This window comes from Flammeovirga yaeyamensis, assembly GCF_018736045.1.
Classification (GTDB): Bacteria; Bacteroidota; Bacteroidia; order Cytophagales; family Flammeovirgaceae; genus Flammeovirga; species Flammeovirga yaeyamensis.
The window spans coordinates 28,297-45,789 of the sequence record NZ_CP076132.1; the positions used below are offsets into that span (position 1 = coordinate 28,297).

Consider the following 17,493-nt stretch of genomic DNA (forward strand, 5'->3'; position numbering starts at 1 on the left):
CAATTTTTTAATTAGCAGTTGATGTAAATGAACATTATTACATCCAAAATATATTATTACTTACCAGAGAAAAGCATATTCACTAAGATTTTTCAGGTACTCAGCAAGAATAATCCTACTTGGCTTATCTTCTTTTTTGCCTTTGAAGGAGCTTCTGTTGCTATTGCCTTTTCTACCGCCTATTCCTTTTTATTTAGTGAAAGAGCAGTAGATACTTTACCTTACATTTTCATTTTTTCTGGATTAAGTATTATGGCTCTAGCCAGAGTAACTGCTTATTTAGAAAGAAGAATGAGGCAAGAACACCTCAATACTTTTTATGGTGTTTTAAAAATTTTATTTCAACTCCTCATTTGGTATTTAAGTTTTGATCGACCCGAGTTCTTAAGTATAATTTTACTTGTGATGTCGGTCAAGATCATCATCTTCTTAGAAGATAGTACCTATTGGTCAGTTTCTGAAAATACCTTCACCACATCAGAAAATCGCACTTATTTTGAGAAAGCAAAATCCATCAAACTATTCTCTAAATTAGCCGGATTTATATTTGCCATTGTGATTAGTAAGGTATTAAGTCCATCATCTATTGCTTTTATTGGCGTACTATTGTCCGTATTTAGTGGCTGGAGTGTATGGCAGATTTTTACCTCAAAAAATTGTGAGGAACATTTAAAAGGGTATCATAGGGAAATTACAAGACCATCAAGAAAATACACTCCAGAAAGCTTTTGGATCTTTGGAATCACCAATCCTTATATTTTTAAAATTGGTATTCTTACCCTTAGTATTTCTTGTGTTTGGGCGATTATTGAATACTTTTTCATGATCGACTTAAGGATGACTGTTTACTCTCCTGCAAAAGGGATAATGGTTTTAGGTTTAATTCTGATTATAGCTTATGCTATTGTTTCTATCGTTCAACCTTATTTTACCACGAGAAAATTACAAGATATTGGTATCAAAAAATTATTACATACTCCACCTATAGTACTTTTAGTAGTTACCATTATCACTTACTTGTTATTAAGACTTCACCCTACAGAAATACCAATTCTTCTTTCCTTAATCGCCATTGCTTTTATTTTTACTAGAAATATTATTTTCACTACTGTTCAATCATCGATTTTACGACCAATAAAGAGAAAACATAGAGGTTTTTCTTATGGAATTATTCGAGGCTTCTTTGGTGCTTCCGGACTTTTCCTTTCAGGTGTTTTATTGTGGATATTGGATATCAATAATTCCTCTGAAGAAAGCATGTCTATTGTATGGTTATTAATTGGTTTACTGCTTTCGTGGTGGATTATGGCCAAATTGGTTTCCAGAGATTATCGAGTGATTATTCGCCGTGCTTTCCTTCTTAGAGATATGGAAAGCTACGAAATTGCTACACATGACAAAGAAGTCAACCGTCTATTAAATTCTAAGTTGATGTCAAAAATGCCTGAGGATATTATCTATGCCTTGGAAGCTAATACGATCATCAACCCTAAGAAAAATGAGACGATTGTGTTACATATGCTTCGTCACCCTGATGCAGCTATTCGATATTTTTCTATAGAATTTGGTGAAAACAATATGACAGATAAAATACAATCTGCTATTGAACACCTTGCTAAGGAAGAAATAGATCCTCTAGTACGAAAGAAAGCAATTGTCGTTACTTGTAAATATAAACCTGATTTTATCAAGGATATTATTGATTTGATAGATCATAAAGATGCAGAGGTAAGAAAGGGTGCTTTGTATGGTTTATTATCATCAAAAGATAACGACATGAGGGATATTGCCCTCAATTTTATCAAAAATACCATTGACTCCGACGATGTTTTCCAAGCGATGTTAGCCTTGGAGGTATTAGCAAAAACATCACCTAAAGATAGTGAACCTTATATCTTAAATGCCTTACTAAGTGATGATAAGGTGAGGGTAAAAGGAGCCATAAAGATTACAAGCATTGTAAAAAGTCCAATGCACATTCCTATTCTTATTTCACTTTTAAAAGACAATAAGTTTAATGATACTATTCTTCGCTCTCTAATAAATTATGGTGAAGAGTGTCTGAATGTGATCGAAAATGAGCTTTTCGTCAACAAAAGAAGGGAAGAGATTTATTTGATTACTTTATGTAAAGTGATGGGTAAAATTAAATCTCCTAAATCTTTTGAGATTCTTTGGCAATTGGTAGAATACCCTTGGCCTTTGATGAGAATGGCGGCATATAATGCATTGAAAAGGTTAAAGTATTCTCCTGAAAGTAAAAGTGATTTTGACCTTTTATTTAAGCTTTTAGAACGTTTCTTCTCGAACTACTATTGGGTATGTAATGCCATTTACGTATTAAACCACGAAAAGCCTGTTCGACAATTAATGATCAAAGCTTTGGAAGATGAACTGAAGCTGATTGAGGAGAAAATTAGAATCATTCAGGAATTTCTGATTGCCGGAATAGAATCTCAACTGTATACCGATACTTCTGTAACAGAATTTGATAGAAACAACTCTTTAGAAACTTTAATGAGGAACGCAGAAACCGAAAAGAATCTGTGGAAATCATTACCTCCGTCTATCTATCAAAAACTGATGATCGTACTTGGTTATTACAGTTTGGAAGTAAAAATGCAGAAGCTTGGAGATTATTATACGGCCAATTTGGTCGATCCATTGAGTATCACTTTAGGGATTATCCGACCATTCTCCTACAATCGACCTCTATTTAATACTTGGACTAAAATTACAGCTTTAATTAGTGTGAGAGACACTATGTCGCCAAGTTTATTAAAGTTTATAGGTCAGATTTTAAATAAAGACGAATTACGATTAATTGAACCTGCGGCGATAGGTTTAAAAAGAATATTAGACTACCAAGATCTTCCATTGGAAAAAACATTGGATGAGATGGTATCAGAAGAGAAAAAAGAATTGATTATGGGTATTTTAAGTGAAGGAACGAAGCCTTTATTGGAACTAGAAAAAGTAATCTTACTAAAATCGACCAACCTATTCAGAGAAGTACCTGAACATGTTTTGGTGGATATTGCCAGTATCACTCACGAAATTCGAGTCCCACGAGATAAAAGTATTTTCAGAAAAGGAGAGGAGAGTAGAGAGATGTACATTATTTATGAAGGGGAAGTTCGTCTTCATGATGGTGTATCTACTTATGCCAACCTTATCAATAGAGATTTCTTTGGCGATTTAAGTATTTTAGATTCATCACCAAGAACACTTTCTGCCACAACCACAAAAGACTCGGTTCTTCTAAGAATTGAACAAGACGATTTCCTTGCCTTGATGGGGTATAGAAGAAGTTTGATGGTCGGTATCATGAAAGTATTGGGGCAACGAATTCGTAAAAACGAAAAGTCTTCTTCGTTTACTAAAGAGAAAATATAAATTCATATCTCTAATTTTATACAAACTATTTTTTAATTAAACTAAAATCAATTGAACACATCAGCAATTACTTCAGAGCAAACGAGCAATAAAGCTGGGATTTTTAATGCTTTAACTATGCTATTAAACGGTATAGGGTATTTTGGATTTCGATCTTTCTTAGTCTTATATATGACAAGTGAGGTAATGAACTTAAGTCGTGTAGAAGCTTTTTATATTTATGGTATTTTTACTGTAGGACTTTTTTCTACACAATTTATTGGGGGACTACTTGGAGACCTAGTAATAGGTAGTAAAAATGCTATTATTTTTGGAATAGTACTACAAGGTTTAGGAATCCTAACTCTTTGTTTAAACTCTACAACAGGATTATTTATTGGTCTTGGAATTTTCTGTATTGGTAATGGATTTTATAGACCTAATTTTTTAAGTAATTACTTTAAATATTATTTAGGCAACTCCCAAAAAATGGATGCGGCTTTTCTTGGACTTTCAGTAGTTACAATTATTGGTTCATTAATAGGTGTTCTTATTGCAGGTAGAATAATAGATAGTTTTAGTTATACAATAAGTTTTATAATTACTGCTTTTTTTGTACTACTTTCTATTCTGCCAATAGCAATTGTAAAAGAAGCTGAAATTTCTACAAAGCATATTCAAAAAGGTCAATTACCGAAAAGAATTCTTGCTATATTTGGTATACTATGTTTAAGTATAATTTATTGGCTCGTTTTTCAATATTTCAGTAAAACAACTTACCCCGTATTTAGTTCTCAAGGAATTGTTCAAATAGGTAGCACATTTTCAAATACTCTGTTTTTAATTGCGTTCATTATTGCATGTTTTATTTATGTAAAATCAAAATATAAATTAGGCATTGGTTGTCTACTATTTCTTAGTATACCTATTATTTTTATTGTTTTAAACTTGAATAATCTTCAAGATATATCTACGAATATTTTTATACTATTTTCTTTTCTATTCGCTTTGGTTGAAGTATTAATTATGCCAACCGCAAACGTTTTAATAGCTAGGTATGGACATCCTAAATTTTTAGGTATACTTTTTAGTCTTCTTGCTTTGACTCATTTATGGGTAATGAAAATGGTTGAATTATTCTTTTAAAAAATTTAGATGGTATAAAAAAGAGCGATGTTTAACTCAATAAACATCGCTCTTTTTATTTCTTTTATAGCTTGCTTTTACTCTGCAATCTTATCTGTGATCAGTTTTTCAGCATCTTTTAAAGCTACTTCTAAAACTTCGTTGATAAGGCGCACATCAAACTCATCGCCGTAAGGCATTTCTTCTGCTGCTTTTGCCACACGCTCTTTGATGGCTTCTTCAGAATCTGTTGCACGACCTCTTAAACGCTCTTCCAAGCATTCCACATTTGGTGGACAAACAAACACTGATAGTGCTTTTTCTTGAAAGTATTTTTTAAGATTAATGCCTCCAATAACATCCACATCTAGAACAACGTGTTTGCCAAGACTCCAAATTCTTTCGATTTCACTTTTCAAGGTACCATAGAATAGTCCCTCGTATACTTCCTCATATTCTACAAACTCATCGTTTTGAATACGACTTTTAAAATCATCAGCCGATATGAAGTAGTAATCTTCAGCGTGCTTTTCTTCCCCTCTCGGGTTACGTGTAGTCGCGGAAATTGAAAAAGTCAATTCTGGGAAAACACTTAGTAGATGTCTAACGACGGTGGTTTTACCTGATCCAGATGGTGCGGAAAAGATAAATACTTTGCCTGATTTCATGCTTAAACGTGCAAATTTTTAGATTTAAGTGCACAAAGATAAGGACTTATAATTGTGAATACTCACTTAGTTTGCTTTCTTTTGAGAATATCCCATCTTTTTTGCATAACTCTCTAGTTTTTCCTTAAGTAAATTTCTAGCTCTGTGTAATCTACTTCTTACGGTTCCAATAGGAATATCCAATATTTTAGACATTTCTTCGTAGGTAAATCCCTCAAGATCACATAGAATGATAACAATTCTAAAGTCAACCGCTAAAGCATTTAAAGCAGTCGTTACTTCATCGCCAATTCTATATTTAGAATTATCCTGACGCATTCCAGAAACAACAGCGGGATCATTTTTTTCGCCATTATATATTGTTTCTACTTCTTGATAGTCAATTTTAGACGGTTCCTTACTTTTTCTTCGGTATTCATTAATAAAACTATTCTTTAAAATTCTGAATAGCCAAGCTTTCGCATTCGTTCCTTCCTCGAAAGAGTCGATAAAACGATACGATTTCATATAAGTATCTTGTACTAAATCTTTAGCATCTTCATCATCGCCTGTTAAACGATAGGCAAAACTGTACATTGAATCTGTATGTGGAGCAAACTCACGGTCAAAAACTTCCATGCGTTCCTCAGTAGATAATGTCTTTTTTGTAGTCTCACTCATAGCATTGAGAGTTAATTAAAAGAACTAACTTTGTAGCTCCTTTTTTGAGTTGAAAAAGGGTTAAATTAATGCATAGATTAAGTGTCACATCTATAGATTTAGGCTATGCATTATAGATTTACAGGAATATTTAAGTAATCACTTTTTGCTAATTTGAAAAGATCCTCACCTTTTCATCAAGCTTAAATAAATTAGGTTTTTCAATATACGAATTGCGCAACGTTAAAACGTAATTTCGTAATGTATTGATAATGATATTATTATGATTGTACAAAGAATAAAGAAAATTGTTATAAGTGGGAACTCTTTTTTAAAGGATTTTGGCATTGGTATCCAAATATTGCCCATTCTTAAGAAGTACAATGAAAATTTGGAAATTATTTGGTTGGGAACAGAAGCTCAAAAAAGTATAGCTGAGCACATTTCCTTAATCAATACATTTATAACGGAAGCAGATTCCAAATTATTAGAACAATCGGATGCCCTTCTTCTTTTATCAGAAAATAACGAGTTAAGTAAACAAGCACGTGATTTAAAAATTGAAAATCGAATCGGAGGAAAGTATTCTTGGAGGTACAATCGAAGACTCACCAAAGCCATTGATTTATCAAAATCAACCGCACTTTTAGAAGCCTATTTCCAGTTACTCACAGCATTTGATATTCCTTTAGAGGAATGTTATACTTCTACTAATATTATCGAGGCTCCTGAACAATTCTTCAGGGGAGTGTTTAAAAAAGAAGAAAAGAATTTTTTATTCTATCCATATAGAGACGAAGAACACAGGGCTTGGCCAGGGATCCGTTATTTCGAAATCATCGAAGCTTTGCCTAAATACGAAAATAATTACATTGTTGCAGGTACAGAAATGGAAGGCAAAGCTTTAAAACTCACATCTCCTGAATTATTTAGAGCACCATCTGTAAAAGATTACACCGAAATTGAAGACTTGGAGGAAGGACTCGCTCTAATCGCTAAAGCTGATCAATTGATTACCTATAATAACGATATGGCTCATTTTGCTTATGCGATGGGAGTGAAGGTCTTGGTTATTTCCGCTGCTACAGATATTTTTTATCTACACAATGATCTTCAAAAAATAGTCACCAACGATGCTTCTTGCATTAAATGTGTGGGTGATAAAGCTTGTGAGTGTATGAAAAAATTGAAAGCAAATGATGTGTTAGAGGCGATCAACTAAATTATAGTTTAATTATAAACTCTGTCTTCTGTTTGTCTGAGGTCACTTGTAAACTTCCGTGATGTACACGAACGATATGTTTACTTAAACTCAGACCAATTCCATCTCCCTTTTCTTTGGTCGTAAAGAAGGGAACAAAGATGTGTTTTAATTCTTCTTCACCTATTTCAGGGCCATTGTTGGCAATTCGAATAGACAAGTGGTCTTCTTTTTGAATTTTGATCTTCATCTTAGGATTATCCACATTTTGAAGTGCTTCCACACCATTTTTAAGGATATTATGCACACATTGTCCAATTAAAATGGGATCAAAACTGTGTGATATTACTGAGTTATTCACATTCTTCACTTCAATGTGAATATCTTTTTGTTTTAGTCGCTCAGCTACCTTTTCAACCTGCTGATTGATGAACATTTCCACATCCACTTCTTCTTTTTTAGGCTGTGGCAACTTGGTAATCGATCGATACGTGTTGGTAAAATGCATCAACTGTTCTGCCTGTTGATGAATCACCTTTAAACTCTTCGCATTGGTATCGAGCATTTTTTGTGTTACCTGCTCTAATTGCACAGAATTCCCGTTTTCACCTTCAAATGACATCAATAAACCATCAGAAAGTGAGATAATTGGCGTCATTCCATTCATAATTTCGTGGGTAAGCACACGAATCAACTTATTGTAAGAAGCATATTCTTTATCGTCCAACTCTGTGGATAAGTCTTGTAAAGTAAGCAATGTGATTTGTTGATCTTCCTTCTGAAGCTTTTTCACCTTAAGTACCTTATTCGATTGTGGAAGTTGATAAGAATTTTCCAATTCCGCCTTTTCTAAGACTTTTTGATCAATCGCCGTCTTTGATAATAACTGATTCACATGTGTGAGTGTTGATAACTTCACTTTTTCCTTAAAAGCCGAGTTGATATGAAGGATATGTCCCTGCTCATCGAAAGTACAAATGCCCACTTCCAACTGTTCAATCAACCAAAACAAGTAATTCTCCTGCTTCAAACTTTCCTTCTTGATACGTGCAAAAGAGGTATACAGCTTTTCTAAACGATGTTGATAATGTGCATTAAATAACTTAAAGTTCTTCGAATGCAGAAAACCTAAATCCTCATTGCCTATGGCTTCTACCATCAACAATCCTTTATCAATGATCTTTTTGATAGTGGTCAGTTGATAAGTCAGTAAAAGCCCTGCCAAAATTCCGAAAGTTATCAACAAGTTGATGGAATTTTGATAATGCATCATCAGTCCTCCCAAGATAATTAAGAGAATTCCACTAATGCCAAGAAGGATGTATCCAGATGTTTTCATAGATCATTTGATAAAAATTGAGGCTTAATCCAATCCCAATTTCTTCATTTTATTATAAAGTGTTTGTCTAGTAATTCCCAATTCTTCTGCCGCTGCACTCACATTCTTTGGATGTTTTTGCATGGCTTTCTTAATCAATACCTCTTCCATTTTCACCATATTGAGGGTTTGCACAGAAGTATTTTCTGAAGCGGTAGTCATAAGAAGATCATCAGAAATTGTATCGGAATCGGAAAGAATTACGGCTCTTTCGATGGTGTGCTGAAGTTCCCTCACGTTTCCGGGCCAATGATAGGCTTTTAGTTTATCCTCTGCTTTTTGTGAAAATGAAAGTGTTCCTTTTTCGTATTTCTTCGCCAAAATATCTTTGAAATGATTGGCCAACACAATCACATCATCGTCTCTTTCTCTCAATGGAGGAACTTCAATTTGAATGGTATTGATTCTATACAACAAATCCTGACGAAACTCTTCGTCTTCGACCATTTTAAAAAGATTCTTATTGGTCGCCGATATTAAACGGATATCCACAGGGATGACTTTATTTCCACCTACTTTTGTGATCTGACGGTTTTGTAAAGCAGCCAATAATTTCGCTTGTAAAGAGAAAGATAAGTTTCCAATCTCATCCAAAAACAAGCTTCCTTTATTCGCTAACTCAAATTTTCCTATTCTATCCTGATGTGCATCGGTAAATGCACCTTTCACATGACCGAATAATTCACTTTCAAAAAGGGTTTCAGAAACAGCACCCATATCCACTTCTACTAAACTTTCTTTCTGTCTCTTGGATAAGTGATGCACCGCTTTGGCCACCAATTCCTTTCCCGTTCCGTTTTCTCCCGTAATCAGAATATTGGTATCTGTTTTAGCTACTTTTTCAATCAAGGACATCATGTTCTTGATGCTTTGAGATTCCCCAATAATATCTGGAAATACTTCTGTCGACTTCAATGCTTCCGCTTTTTCTTTCAACTGCTTCACTTCATTTTTAGAAATACTCAACTGAAGTGCTGATTTTAAAGTAGCCAACAACTTTCTATTGTCCCATGGTTTAAGAATAAAGTCGGTTGCCCCAAGTTTTAAAGCATCTACCGCTAATTCCACATGACCATAAGCCGTCATCATGACAACAGATATTTGAGGATACGTTTCTTTGATTTTTTTCAGCCAACGGATACCTTCTCTTCCGGTGTTTAGTCCAGGAGAAAAGTTCATATCCAAAAGCACTATATGATAGGTTTCCGTAGCCAATGTTCCCATTATATTTAAAGGATCAGCCAAGCAAGTGATGTTATCAAAATGTGGTTCCAGAATTATTTCTAAAGTCGAATGAACCGCTAAGTTGTCATCTATAATTAAAATATTGCTCATTTAGTTGTTGGTTAGTTTTCTCATACTGATGATCAGAATCGGAGGAAATTTAGTAAAGGGACCACCTACTTCTTTTTCAAAAGTAGGTTCGATGCAGGCATCCACCACCAATCCATTTTTTGCTCCTAAGTTGATGTAATAACTTATCGGCCGATGAAAGTAAAACTGATCTTCTTTTTGTTCTGAGACCGCCTTACCTTTTGATGTACTCGCATCAATATATCCTTTCATCAAGATATTTTCTTCATTGGTCACCTCCATAAACTCAGAGTTGAAACATGGGTGCTGTATAGAAAAAACAAAATGCCCATCGTCTTTCATCAAATAATTGATTTTGGAAAAGAAAGTCTCCACTTCTGGAACATCCATAAAGACCATGTTCGACACAATTCCATGGTATTTTTTATCTGTCAGCTGAATCAAATCAGCTTCAAAAGTCATGTCTAATACATGGTAATCGATATTATCGCTTGAATACTTTTTAGATAACTCAATATTCGTTTCTGAGAAGTCGAATGCTGTTACTTTCACTCCTTTATTGGCCATTCTTCTGGAGAAAATGCCATTCCCACAACCTGCATCCAATAGAAACTGACCTTCCTTTAAGTTCAAAAGTCGCTCTGTTTCCGGAGCGATGAGTTGTAAGTGCCAATCGTTCCCAAACTCACCCATGGCTTTATCCCATTCGCCTGCATTGGTGTTCCAGATCTCTTTATTTTCTTGATTTACGTTTTTCATGGAGTTATTTAGGTTGGTGGATAATTCAAATTAAGGGAGTTGATGTAAAATTTAAAGCATCAGTGTAAAAAATTTTTACACCTTACTGTGAAAAACTTTTACATGACATCATCAATAAAACCACATAACTACTTGATAATTAATAAAATAATCAATTTAGATTGATTTTGTAGTCTATCATCATCAAATACTTAAATAAATTAAATGATAATGAAAAAGATATTTCTAATCTTACTATTAGGTGTAATAGTAAAACTACAAGCACAGACCACTTCAACACATTCTAAAGAAATTGATGCTTATGTTCAGTTCTTAGAAACACAAAATACATCTGCTAAAGACTACATTCTTCAACTTTTCGATAATAAGGATATGGTGCTGTTGTGTGAACGCCTTCATCCTGAATTGACTCAATACGATATGATTTTGGAAGTATTGAAAGACAAAAGATTTTCTGATGAAATTGGACAGGTCTTTATTGAAACAAGTGGAAGAGATCAGGAGGGGAACATCAAAAAGTATTTGAACGAGGAAATGTCTAACCAAGAGGCAGAGGATTTGTTGATGTACATATGCAGAAATAATAGCTTACACCCGGTATGGAATTATTACTGTTTCTATTACTTTTTGAAGGAAGTCAGAAACATCAATCAATCTTTACCTAATGATCAGAAGATTCAAATTTATCCATCCGATTTATCTGTGAAGTGGGCCGAATTGGATAAAGAAAGTTATGCAAGTGAGGTGTCTTCTAAGTTTCCTAACCGTGATGAAATCATGGCCAACTATATCATTAAGAAATTTGATGCGATTAAAGAAAGCACATCAAAAAGAAAAAAGACGTTGGTGATCATGAATTATAGACATGCTTTTTCACATCAATTTATGTATCCAAACAATGAAAAGCCTAATAATGTTGGACGCTTTTTGATGGATCATTATGGAGATAAAATGGCCAATGTATTTATTAATTCTTTTTGTATAGATGATGAATTATCAGATTCCACTTTTGCATTAAGTAATATTCAAGATGGCAAGTGGGATGCTGCTTTTAAAGTGCTAGGAAAAGATAATATCGGTTTTAGCTTTGAAAATAATGTCTTTGGAAAAGATCATTTTGATTATTGGAAATTCACTCCACACGACTTTAATTATGAAGATGTTTTTGATGGCATGGTGTATTATCATCCTACTTCTGAATATAAAATTATGTTAGGAGTTCCTCATTTAGTGGACGATGCTTTCTTTAAAGAAGTAAAAAGAAGGGATCTAATGGTAAACAAACCACGCCCAGATAAAGAAATCTGGGAAATGAGCACTCCGAAAAATCGTTTGGATATGTTTTATTCAGACAGTTTGCAAATGAATATCGATCAGTGGTTAAAATAGGATATAAAAATACCCCATCGAAAGTGATGGGGTATACTTAATTTGACACTTATGTATAGTATTCTTAGTTATAATTAAATCTTACTCTAGAAGAAGCATCCTTTTTAAAATCTGTTATTCCTGGCTGACTAATGTAAACTTTAGCAGTATCATTAGCCGTACCAATCACTTCTTTTACACTACCATAACTCTTAAAACTAGAATTATTGATCTCTATTTTCAGATGATTCAAAGGTGTATTGGAATAGAAATCCGAATTGTTTTTAACAGATATATTCAAGTATTCTAAAGAATGATCTTCTTTTGAGAAAATATTCATTTTCGACTGATCCAATTTGATATTAAATGATGAGGCAGAAGAATTATATATATCTATATGCGCCTTTTTAAGTTCAAAATTCATAGTCTTAGAAGGAAATTTCATTTCTACATATCGAACTTTTGATACTAACTCCTCAGGTAAAGGAGATAAAACCAAAGTATCTCCTTGAGTGATAAAAGGCAGATTAATTTTCTCTTCACCTTTTTCTAAACCAACGACAAATTCAAACTTTTCTCCCGCTTTTGCATTCAGTTTATAATTTGTTTTGCTCATTAAAACATAACCATAAGATGGACCACTGATCGTAAAATTATTATTGTTGGGTTCAGGTTTCCCTCTAGCCACTGAAACTATAGCACCTGAAATAATAAATAGTGTAACACTACTGAAAAGAGAGATTAAGAATATATTACTTTTTTTCATGATATAAGTCTTTTAGATAGTTTTGAAGTTCATCGAAGGTAATGCCCAACTTGAGGGCATGATCTACTGTTTCGGGTAGAACTTCATTGAGAAATTCGGCTTGCTTATTTTTTACAATGGTTGCTTTGGCACCTTGGCTTACAAAGTATCCTTTTCCCCTTTGGGTATAAATAATTCCTTCTTGTTGTAAAACCGCATACGCCTTTATTGTTGTATTGGGATTTACCCCAACAATACCTGCTAACTCACGTGTGGATGGAATTTTACCTTCCTCCGCGTATTCTCCTTCCATTATTTTATCTTTTACATCATCACCGATTTGGGTGAAAATGCTTTTTGTATTTTTAAATTCCATCCTACAACTCTTTTTCCGTCAACTTCAAATAACTACTGTAAATCAATCCCACATTGGCAACAATTAGATAGAATATCATAAACTTGATTGCCGCTTCTGGAGATGAAAAGAAGAACATCGGGTGATCGTTTGTTACAAATTCACCAACTCCCATTTTTTCAAAAATGAGATAAACCAAAAACCCATTAAAACTCATAAATGCAGCCACAAATAATACTGTTTTAATCAAAGGCCATTTTGTAAAAACTGAATTTCCTGTGAATATCAAATTCATTGTACTTAAAGGCATTAAGACAATCATTACTGTTAATAATTTTTTGAGGTGAATTTCTTTTTCTACACCCTGAAAAATTTCATTGTATAAACTTGATATCCAATCCAATCCTATGTATCCAATTTCAGGGTTAATCAATTTATGTATTTCACCTTCCACCATATAGGCAAACAAGATCAATATAGGTAAAATGACAATTCCCACAATTACTGTTGATAAGTATTCGAAAAAGAATTTTTCAAATTGAGAAACTGGAAAAGTAAGAAATGTGATCAGTTTCTTTTGTGATCGAAAGGCTTTGAAAGCTCTATTCACAACAACGATTCCTAATACAACATAAGCAAACACAAAAAGAGCTGTAATATCACCTGCTGTAATAGGTTGGTCGTTGGCAGCACGTATTATGTATAACCCAATAATCATTACTGAGATAATGGCGGTGATACCGTAATACAATAGCTGTTTATTATAAGTGAATTCTAAAGAAATATATTTTCCGAAACGCTGGGGGTTAAATAGATTATTCATATTAGATAAATTTTTTATAGTCGTTGATTAAAGCATTAAAGAAGAGTTCTAGATCTACCTGAGTATCTTCCTGATCTTGTTTTGGAGCGATCGTTTTATAACCTCCCAACACCTGTTCGGCATATAACGTATCTGCCACTTTAATCTGAGGCACTTTTAGGAAATCGTATTTTTGAGTCAAATCAAAAATAGATTCGTTATAAATCACGCCTCCTTTATCTAATACTATCAGATGATCGATAATGGTATCGATATCTTTTACCTGATGCGTTGAAATCATGATCAATTGGTCTTCTTCGAAATGACCAGCCATGATTTTTCTAAAAATAGATTTCGATGGAATATCCAAGCCATTTGTTGGTTCATCCATTAGAATTAACTCTGCTTTTGTCGCCAAAGAAAAAGCAATAATGACTTTCTTCTTTTGTCCATAAGACAAATTATTCAGATTGAGTTCTGCATTCAATTCGAACTTACCTAATAATTCACCCATTAATCCTTTATCGAATCTAGGATAGAATACAGAGGTACTTTCTACAAAACTTTTGATGGAGATGGGTGGAAGTTCGAATTCTTCTGGAACCAAAAAGAGTTTGGAAAGGAAAGAAGGTCGTCTTTTAAAAGGAGTTTCTTCCAAGACATTTATACTTCCGTCATTAGGTTGTAATAAACCACTTAGAAGTTTAAATAAGGTACTTTTACCAGCACCATTCTTTCCAAGAAGACCAACAATTTTACCTGTTTCAAGCTCTAGGTTTAGTTGGTCGATGATAGTCGCTTTTTTAGAGTAACTAAATTGAAGATTATTAATTGACACCATAATATGTATAGTTGTTTTTAAGTGCACTAGTTATATAGTGCACTGTAAAAGTGGTGTAAATAAATTAATATTCCAAATATATTCTCTATTTTTTATCTGACTCACTTTAAGGAGAGTAGTCAAATACGATTTAATTTTTTGGATCATCATCAAATAATAAGGGTGGGTGATAAGCGTAAAATATTTTGACATGTTAGTGTATAATTTTTTTACACATTACCATCTACATTAAAACTTAATTAATTGTATATCAACTAATTAATTAGAATAGATCACTTTTTCGATATCTATTGGTATCACATCAAGAATTAAAATGAAAAAGTGGACTTACATACTATTATTTATTTCGATATCATCGACTGTTTTAGCCCAAGACAATTGGCAGCTTAACGACTGTATCAACTATGCTTTAGATCATAACCTTGATATTATTCAGAGTACTTTGGAGGTAAAGAATAGCGACATCAATGTGAAAGAGGCGAAGTGGAAATATGCACCTAGTTTTAGTGGAAACATCAATGGAAACTTTAATGCAGGACGTTCTATTGACCCAAATACCAACGGATATATCAACAATCAGTTCTACAATAATTTTGGAAACTTGAACATGAACTTCACGGTATTTCAGGGTTTTAAATTGAAAAACGAAATGCAGTTTCAGAAGTATCAACAACAGGCTGCTCAATACAATTTGCAGAATGCACAAGAGCAATTGGTCTTCGAGATTATGCAGGCTTATTACGATGTAGAGTACTTTTTTGAATTATGGAAGATTGCTCAAGATCAAATCGAATTATCAGAAAAGATTGTGGATAGAGCAACTATTCAGAAAGAAGTTGGGCTAAAAGCTGAAGCTGATGTTGCCGAAATGAATGCTCAGTTAGAGAAAGAAAGGTTGTTGTCCATTCAAGCTTTCAACAATATGATGGAGGCAAAAGCAAATCTTATCAACAAAATGAATTTTGAGGAGAGTATGGAAGCTTTACATCTGACGTTTACTAACACTGTTCACAAAGTTCGTGATTTTGGAAGTGCAGAGGATCTTTTTTCAAGTTTTCAGCTGACTTCTTCACAAATCCAATCCCAATATTTGATTTTGAAAAGTAGTGAGAAGCAATTGTTGGCAACTAAAGCAAATTATGTCCCTCAGATCACTATGAATGCATCATTAAACACGGGTTATTCACAAACTAACCGAGACCCTGAGAATAACATCATTCCTTATAGCGATCAGTTAAGTAATAATCTAAATCAGACAGTGGGGTTTAGTGTGTTCATTCCCATTTTTCAACAAAATACGGTTCGACTTAATGTACAACGTGCAAAGCTGAATCGTTTACAGGCCGACAATCAATTGCAAAAAATTAGAACGGAAACGAAACGAATTGTAGGAAACGATTTAAGAGAATGGAAAGCTTTAAAAGCGGAAATCACACAAGGAGAAAAAGTAAAAAATTCTACTGTTGTGGCCTACGATGTGGCGCTACAAAAATATGAGGAGGGACTCATCGATATCATCAATTTATTAACGGTAAAACAAAAGCTAGGACAAGCTGAATTGGATCTTTTACTCGCTCGTTTGAAGTGTCAAACCAAAGAGAGATTACTGATGTTTTATCAAGGAGACAAATTCTGGCTTTAATAAAAAAACTATGGATACTGTAATTCAAGAAAAGAAAAAGATAAAAGGAAAACACATTCAGATCATCGGTGTAGTGGCTATTGTTATTGCCGGCATCAGTTATTTGATGCTATCTGTGAGTGGTTCTTCAAAAATAATAATAGATAAAAATAAGCTTCAGATTTCGGAAGTGAAGCAGGAGAAATTTCATGATTACATCAACTCTAAAGGAAAAGTTCAGCCCAAACAAACCATCTATTTAGATGCTGTTGAAGGAGGTAGAGTGAAAGAAATTGTCGCAGAAGAAGGCAGTAAAGTGATGAAAGGTGAGGTGATTATTGAACTCGAAAATAACGAGCTGTATCAACAAATTTTGAACAGTGAAGTAGCCCTGGCAGAGAAAGAAAACTACTTAAGAAACACGCGCATCTCATTTAGAAATGATATGATTCAGTCCAAGAAAAATATGCTGGATAGCGATTATCAATTAAAAAGGGCGAAGAGAAATTATGAGCAACAACACCGTTTATTAATCAAAGGTTTGGTGCCTGAGGAGGACTTTATTAAGGCCAAAGAAGATTATGAATATCAGGAAAGCATGTTGGAGATCAATTGGCTGAAATTAAAGAACGACTCTTTGTTACAAGTCACCACGATGCAGACCTTGGAAGAGGATCTGATAAAGATGAGAGAAACGCTAAAATTAGTAAGATCTCGACTAGATCATTTAAAAGTAAAAGCAACTACCAATGCTCATTTAGGTACTTTAAATGCAGAGATTGGTCAGTCGATACAACAAGGCCAACATTTAGGTATTCTATATGATCTTTCTGATGCTAAAATTATTGCTGATATCGATGAACGTTACATCAGTAAAGTGAAAAAAGGGTTAAAAGCAGTTTTTCAGTACCAAAATCAAAATTATTCTCTGATAATTGACCGAGTTTATCCGGAGGTAAAGGATGCTGTGTTTAAAGTGGAACTGCAATTCGAAAACGAAAAACCAAAAGCACTAAGGACAGGACAAACCACTTATGTAAAAATCAATTTGGACGATCCGGTTGATGCCCTCACCATTAAAAAAGGAAATTTCTATAGTGAGACCGCTGGCCGATGGGTATATGTGGTATCAGAAGATGGTACTTATGCCGAAAAAAGAGAGATCCGAATTGGTGCTCAAAATGCTTCTAAATATCAGATTACAAAAGGTTTAAAAGCAGGAGAGAAGGTAATTATTTCGAAATATGAACAATTAGGAGGCTATGACAAGGTAGTCTTTGAATAAAAAAATTAAATTATAAT

Annotated in this window: 15 protein-coding genes; 6 read left to right on the plus strand and 9 right to left on the minus strand. The window is 33.7% G+C overall.

Features of this window, described 5'->3' with window-relative positions; translation table 11 throughout:
• Positions 1–27 precede the first annotated feature (27 nt).
• Together KMW28_RS00110 and KMW28_RS00115 are read left to right on the plus strand one after the other, a co-directional pair.
• Positions 28–3,396 carry a cyclic nucleotide-binding domain-containing protein gene (locus KMW28_RS00110; RefSeq protein WP_169665736.1) on the plus strand — a complete coding sequence of 1,123 codons (3,369 nt, stop codon included), beginning with the start codon at positions 28–30 and terminating at the stop codon, positions 3,394–3,396.
• A 51-nt stretch (positions 3,397–3,447) separates the two neighbouring features.
• A complete protein-coding gene (locus KMW28_RS00115) occupies positions 3,448–4,521 on the plus strand; it encodes an MFS transporter (protein ID WP_169665737.1) in 1,074 nt (357 codons plus the stop codon).
• Positions 4,522–4,598: 77 nt separating this feature from the next.
• Here the strand turns inward: KMW28_RS00115 and gmk are convergent, their stop codons facing one another.
• The gene (gene gmk, locus KMW28_RS00120) at positions 4,599–5,168 is read right to left on the minus strand and encodes a guanylate kinase (protein WP_066211235.1); all 570 of its coding nucleotides are present in this window, start codon (positions 5,166–5,168) and stop codon (positions 4,599–4,601) included.
• 66 nt (positions 5,169–5,234) lie between these two features.
• Positions 5,235–5,828, minus strand: coding sequence for a sigma-70 family RNA polymerase sigma factor (locus tag KMW28_RS00125; protein WP_066211233.1), 594 nt, complete (start codon positions 5,826–5,828; stop codon positions 5,235–5,237).
• 262 nt (positions 5,829–6,090) lie between these two features.
• Here KMW28_RS00125 and KMW28_RS00130 point away from each other — a divergent pair, with 262 nt between their 5' ends.
• Complete coding sequence (locus tag KMW28_RS00130) at positions 6,091–7,029, plus strand: glycosyltransferase family 9 protein (protein WP_169665739.1); 939 nt, start codon at positions 6,091–6,093, stop codon at positions 7,027–7,029.
• A gap of 1 nt (position 7,030) precedes the next feature.
• On the opposite strand, the gene KMW28_RS00135 is transcribed toward KMW28_RS00130, so the two are convergent.
• Genes KMW28_RS00135 through KMW28_RS00145 form a run of 3 tightly spaced genes read right to left on the minus strand, consistent with a single transcriptional unit; the run spans position 7,031 to position 10,459 of the window.
• Entirely contained in the window at positions 7,031–8,347 is a 1,317-nt protein-coding gene (locus tag KMW28_RS00135; protein WP_169665741.1) for a sensor histidine kinase, read from the minus strand.
• A gap of 24 nt (positions 8,348–8,371) precedes the next feature.
• Positions 8,372–9,721, minus strand: coding sequence for a sigma-54-dependent transcriptional regulator (locus KMW28_RS00140; protein WP_169665743.1), 1,350 nt, complete (start codon positions 9,719–9,721; stop codon positions 8,372–8,374).
• Positions 9,722–10,459 (minus strand): class I SAM-dependent methyltransferase, encoded by a 738-nt coding sequence (locus tag KMW28_RS00145; RefSeq protein ID WP_169665745.1) that lies wholly within the window; start codon positions 10,457–10,459, stop codon positions 9,722–9,724.
• A gap of 210 nt (positions 10,460–10,669) precedes the next feature.
• Here KMW28_RS00145 and KMW28_RS00150 point away from each other — a divergent pair, with 210 nt between their 5' ends.
• Positions 10,670–11,848 (plus strand): hypothetical protein, encoded by a 1,179-nt coding sequence (locus KMW28_RS00150; protein ID WP_169665747.1) that lies wholly within the window; start codon positions 10,670–10,672, stop codon positions 11,846–11,848.
• A 64-nt stretch (positions 11,849–11,912) separates the two neighbouring features.
• Here KMW28_RS00150 and KMW28_RS00155 read toward each other — a convergent pair whose 3' ends face one another.
• The 4 genes from KMW28_RS00155 to KMW28_RS00170 are packed head-to-tail and all read right to left on the minus strand — an operon-like array spanning position 11,913 to position 14,570.
• A complete protein-coding gene (locus KMW28_RS00155) occupies positions 11,913–12,593 on the minus strand; it encodes a hypothetical protein (protein ID WP_169665749.1) in 681 nt (226 codons plus the stop codon).
• Entirely contained in the window at positions 12,580–12,948 is a 369-nt protein-coding gene (locus KMW28_RS00160; RefSeq protein WP_169665751.1) for a GntR family transcriptional regulator, read from the minus strand. The genes KMW28_RS00155 and KMW28_RS00160 overlap by 14 nt, the downstream gene beginning before the upstream one ends.
• 1 nt (position 12,949) lies before the next feature.
• A complete protein-coding gene (locus KMW28_RS00165; protein WP_169665753.1) occupies positions 12,950–13,750 on the minus strand; it encodes a hypothetical protein in 801 nt (266 codons plus the stop codon).
• A 1-nt stretch (position 13,751) separates the two neighbouring features.
• A complete protein-coding gene (locus tag KMW28_RS00170) occupies positions 13,752–14,570 on the minus strand; it encodes an ATP-binding cassette domain-containing protein (RefSeq protein ID WP_169665755.1) in 819 nt (272 codons plus the stop codon).
• Positions 14,571–14,883: 313 nt separating this feature from the next.
• On the opposite strand from KMW28_RS00170, the gene KMW28_RS00175 reads away from it, so the two are divergent.
• Together KMW28_RS00175 and KMW28_RS00180 are read left to right on the plus strand one after the other, a co-directional pair.
• The gene (locus KMW28_RS00175; protein ID WP_169665757.1) at positions 14,884–16,212 is read left to right on the plus strand and encodes a TolC family protein; all 1,329 of its coding nucleotides are present in this window, start codon (positions 14,884–14,886) and stop codon (positions 16,210–16,212) included.
• A 10-nt stretch (positions 16,213–16,222) separates the two neighbouring features.
• Positions 16,223–17,476 carry an efflux RND transporter periplasmic adaptor subunit gene (locus tag KMW28_RS00180; RefSeq protein ID WP_169665758.1) on the plus strand — a complete coding sequence of 418 codons (1,254 nt, stop codon included), beginning with the start codon at positions 16,223–16,225 and terminating at the stop codon, positions 17,474–17,476.
• Positions 17,477–17,493 lie beyond the last annotated feature (17 nt).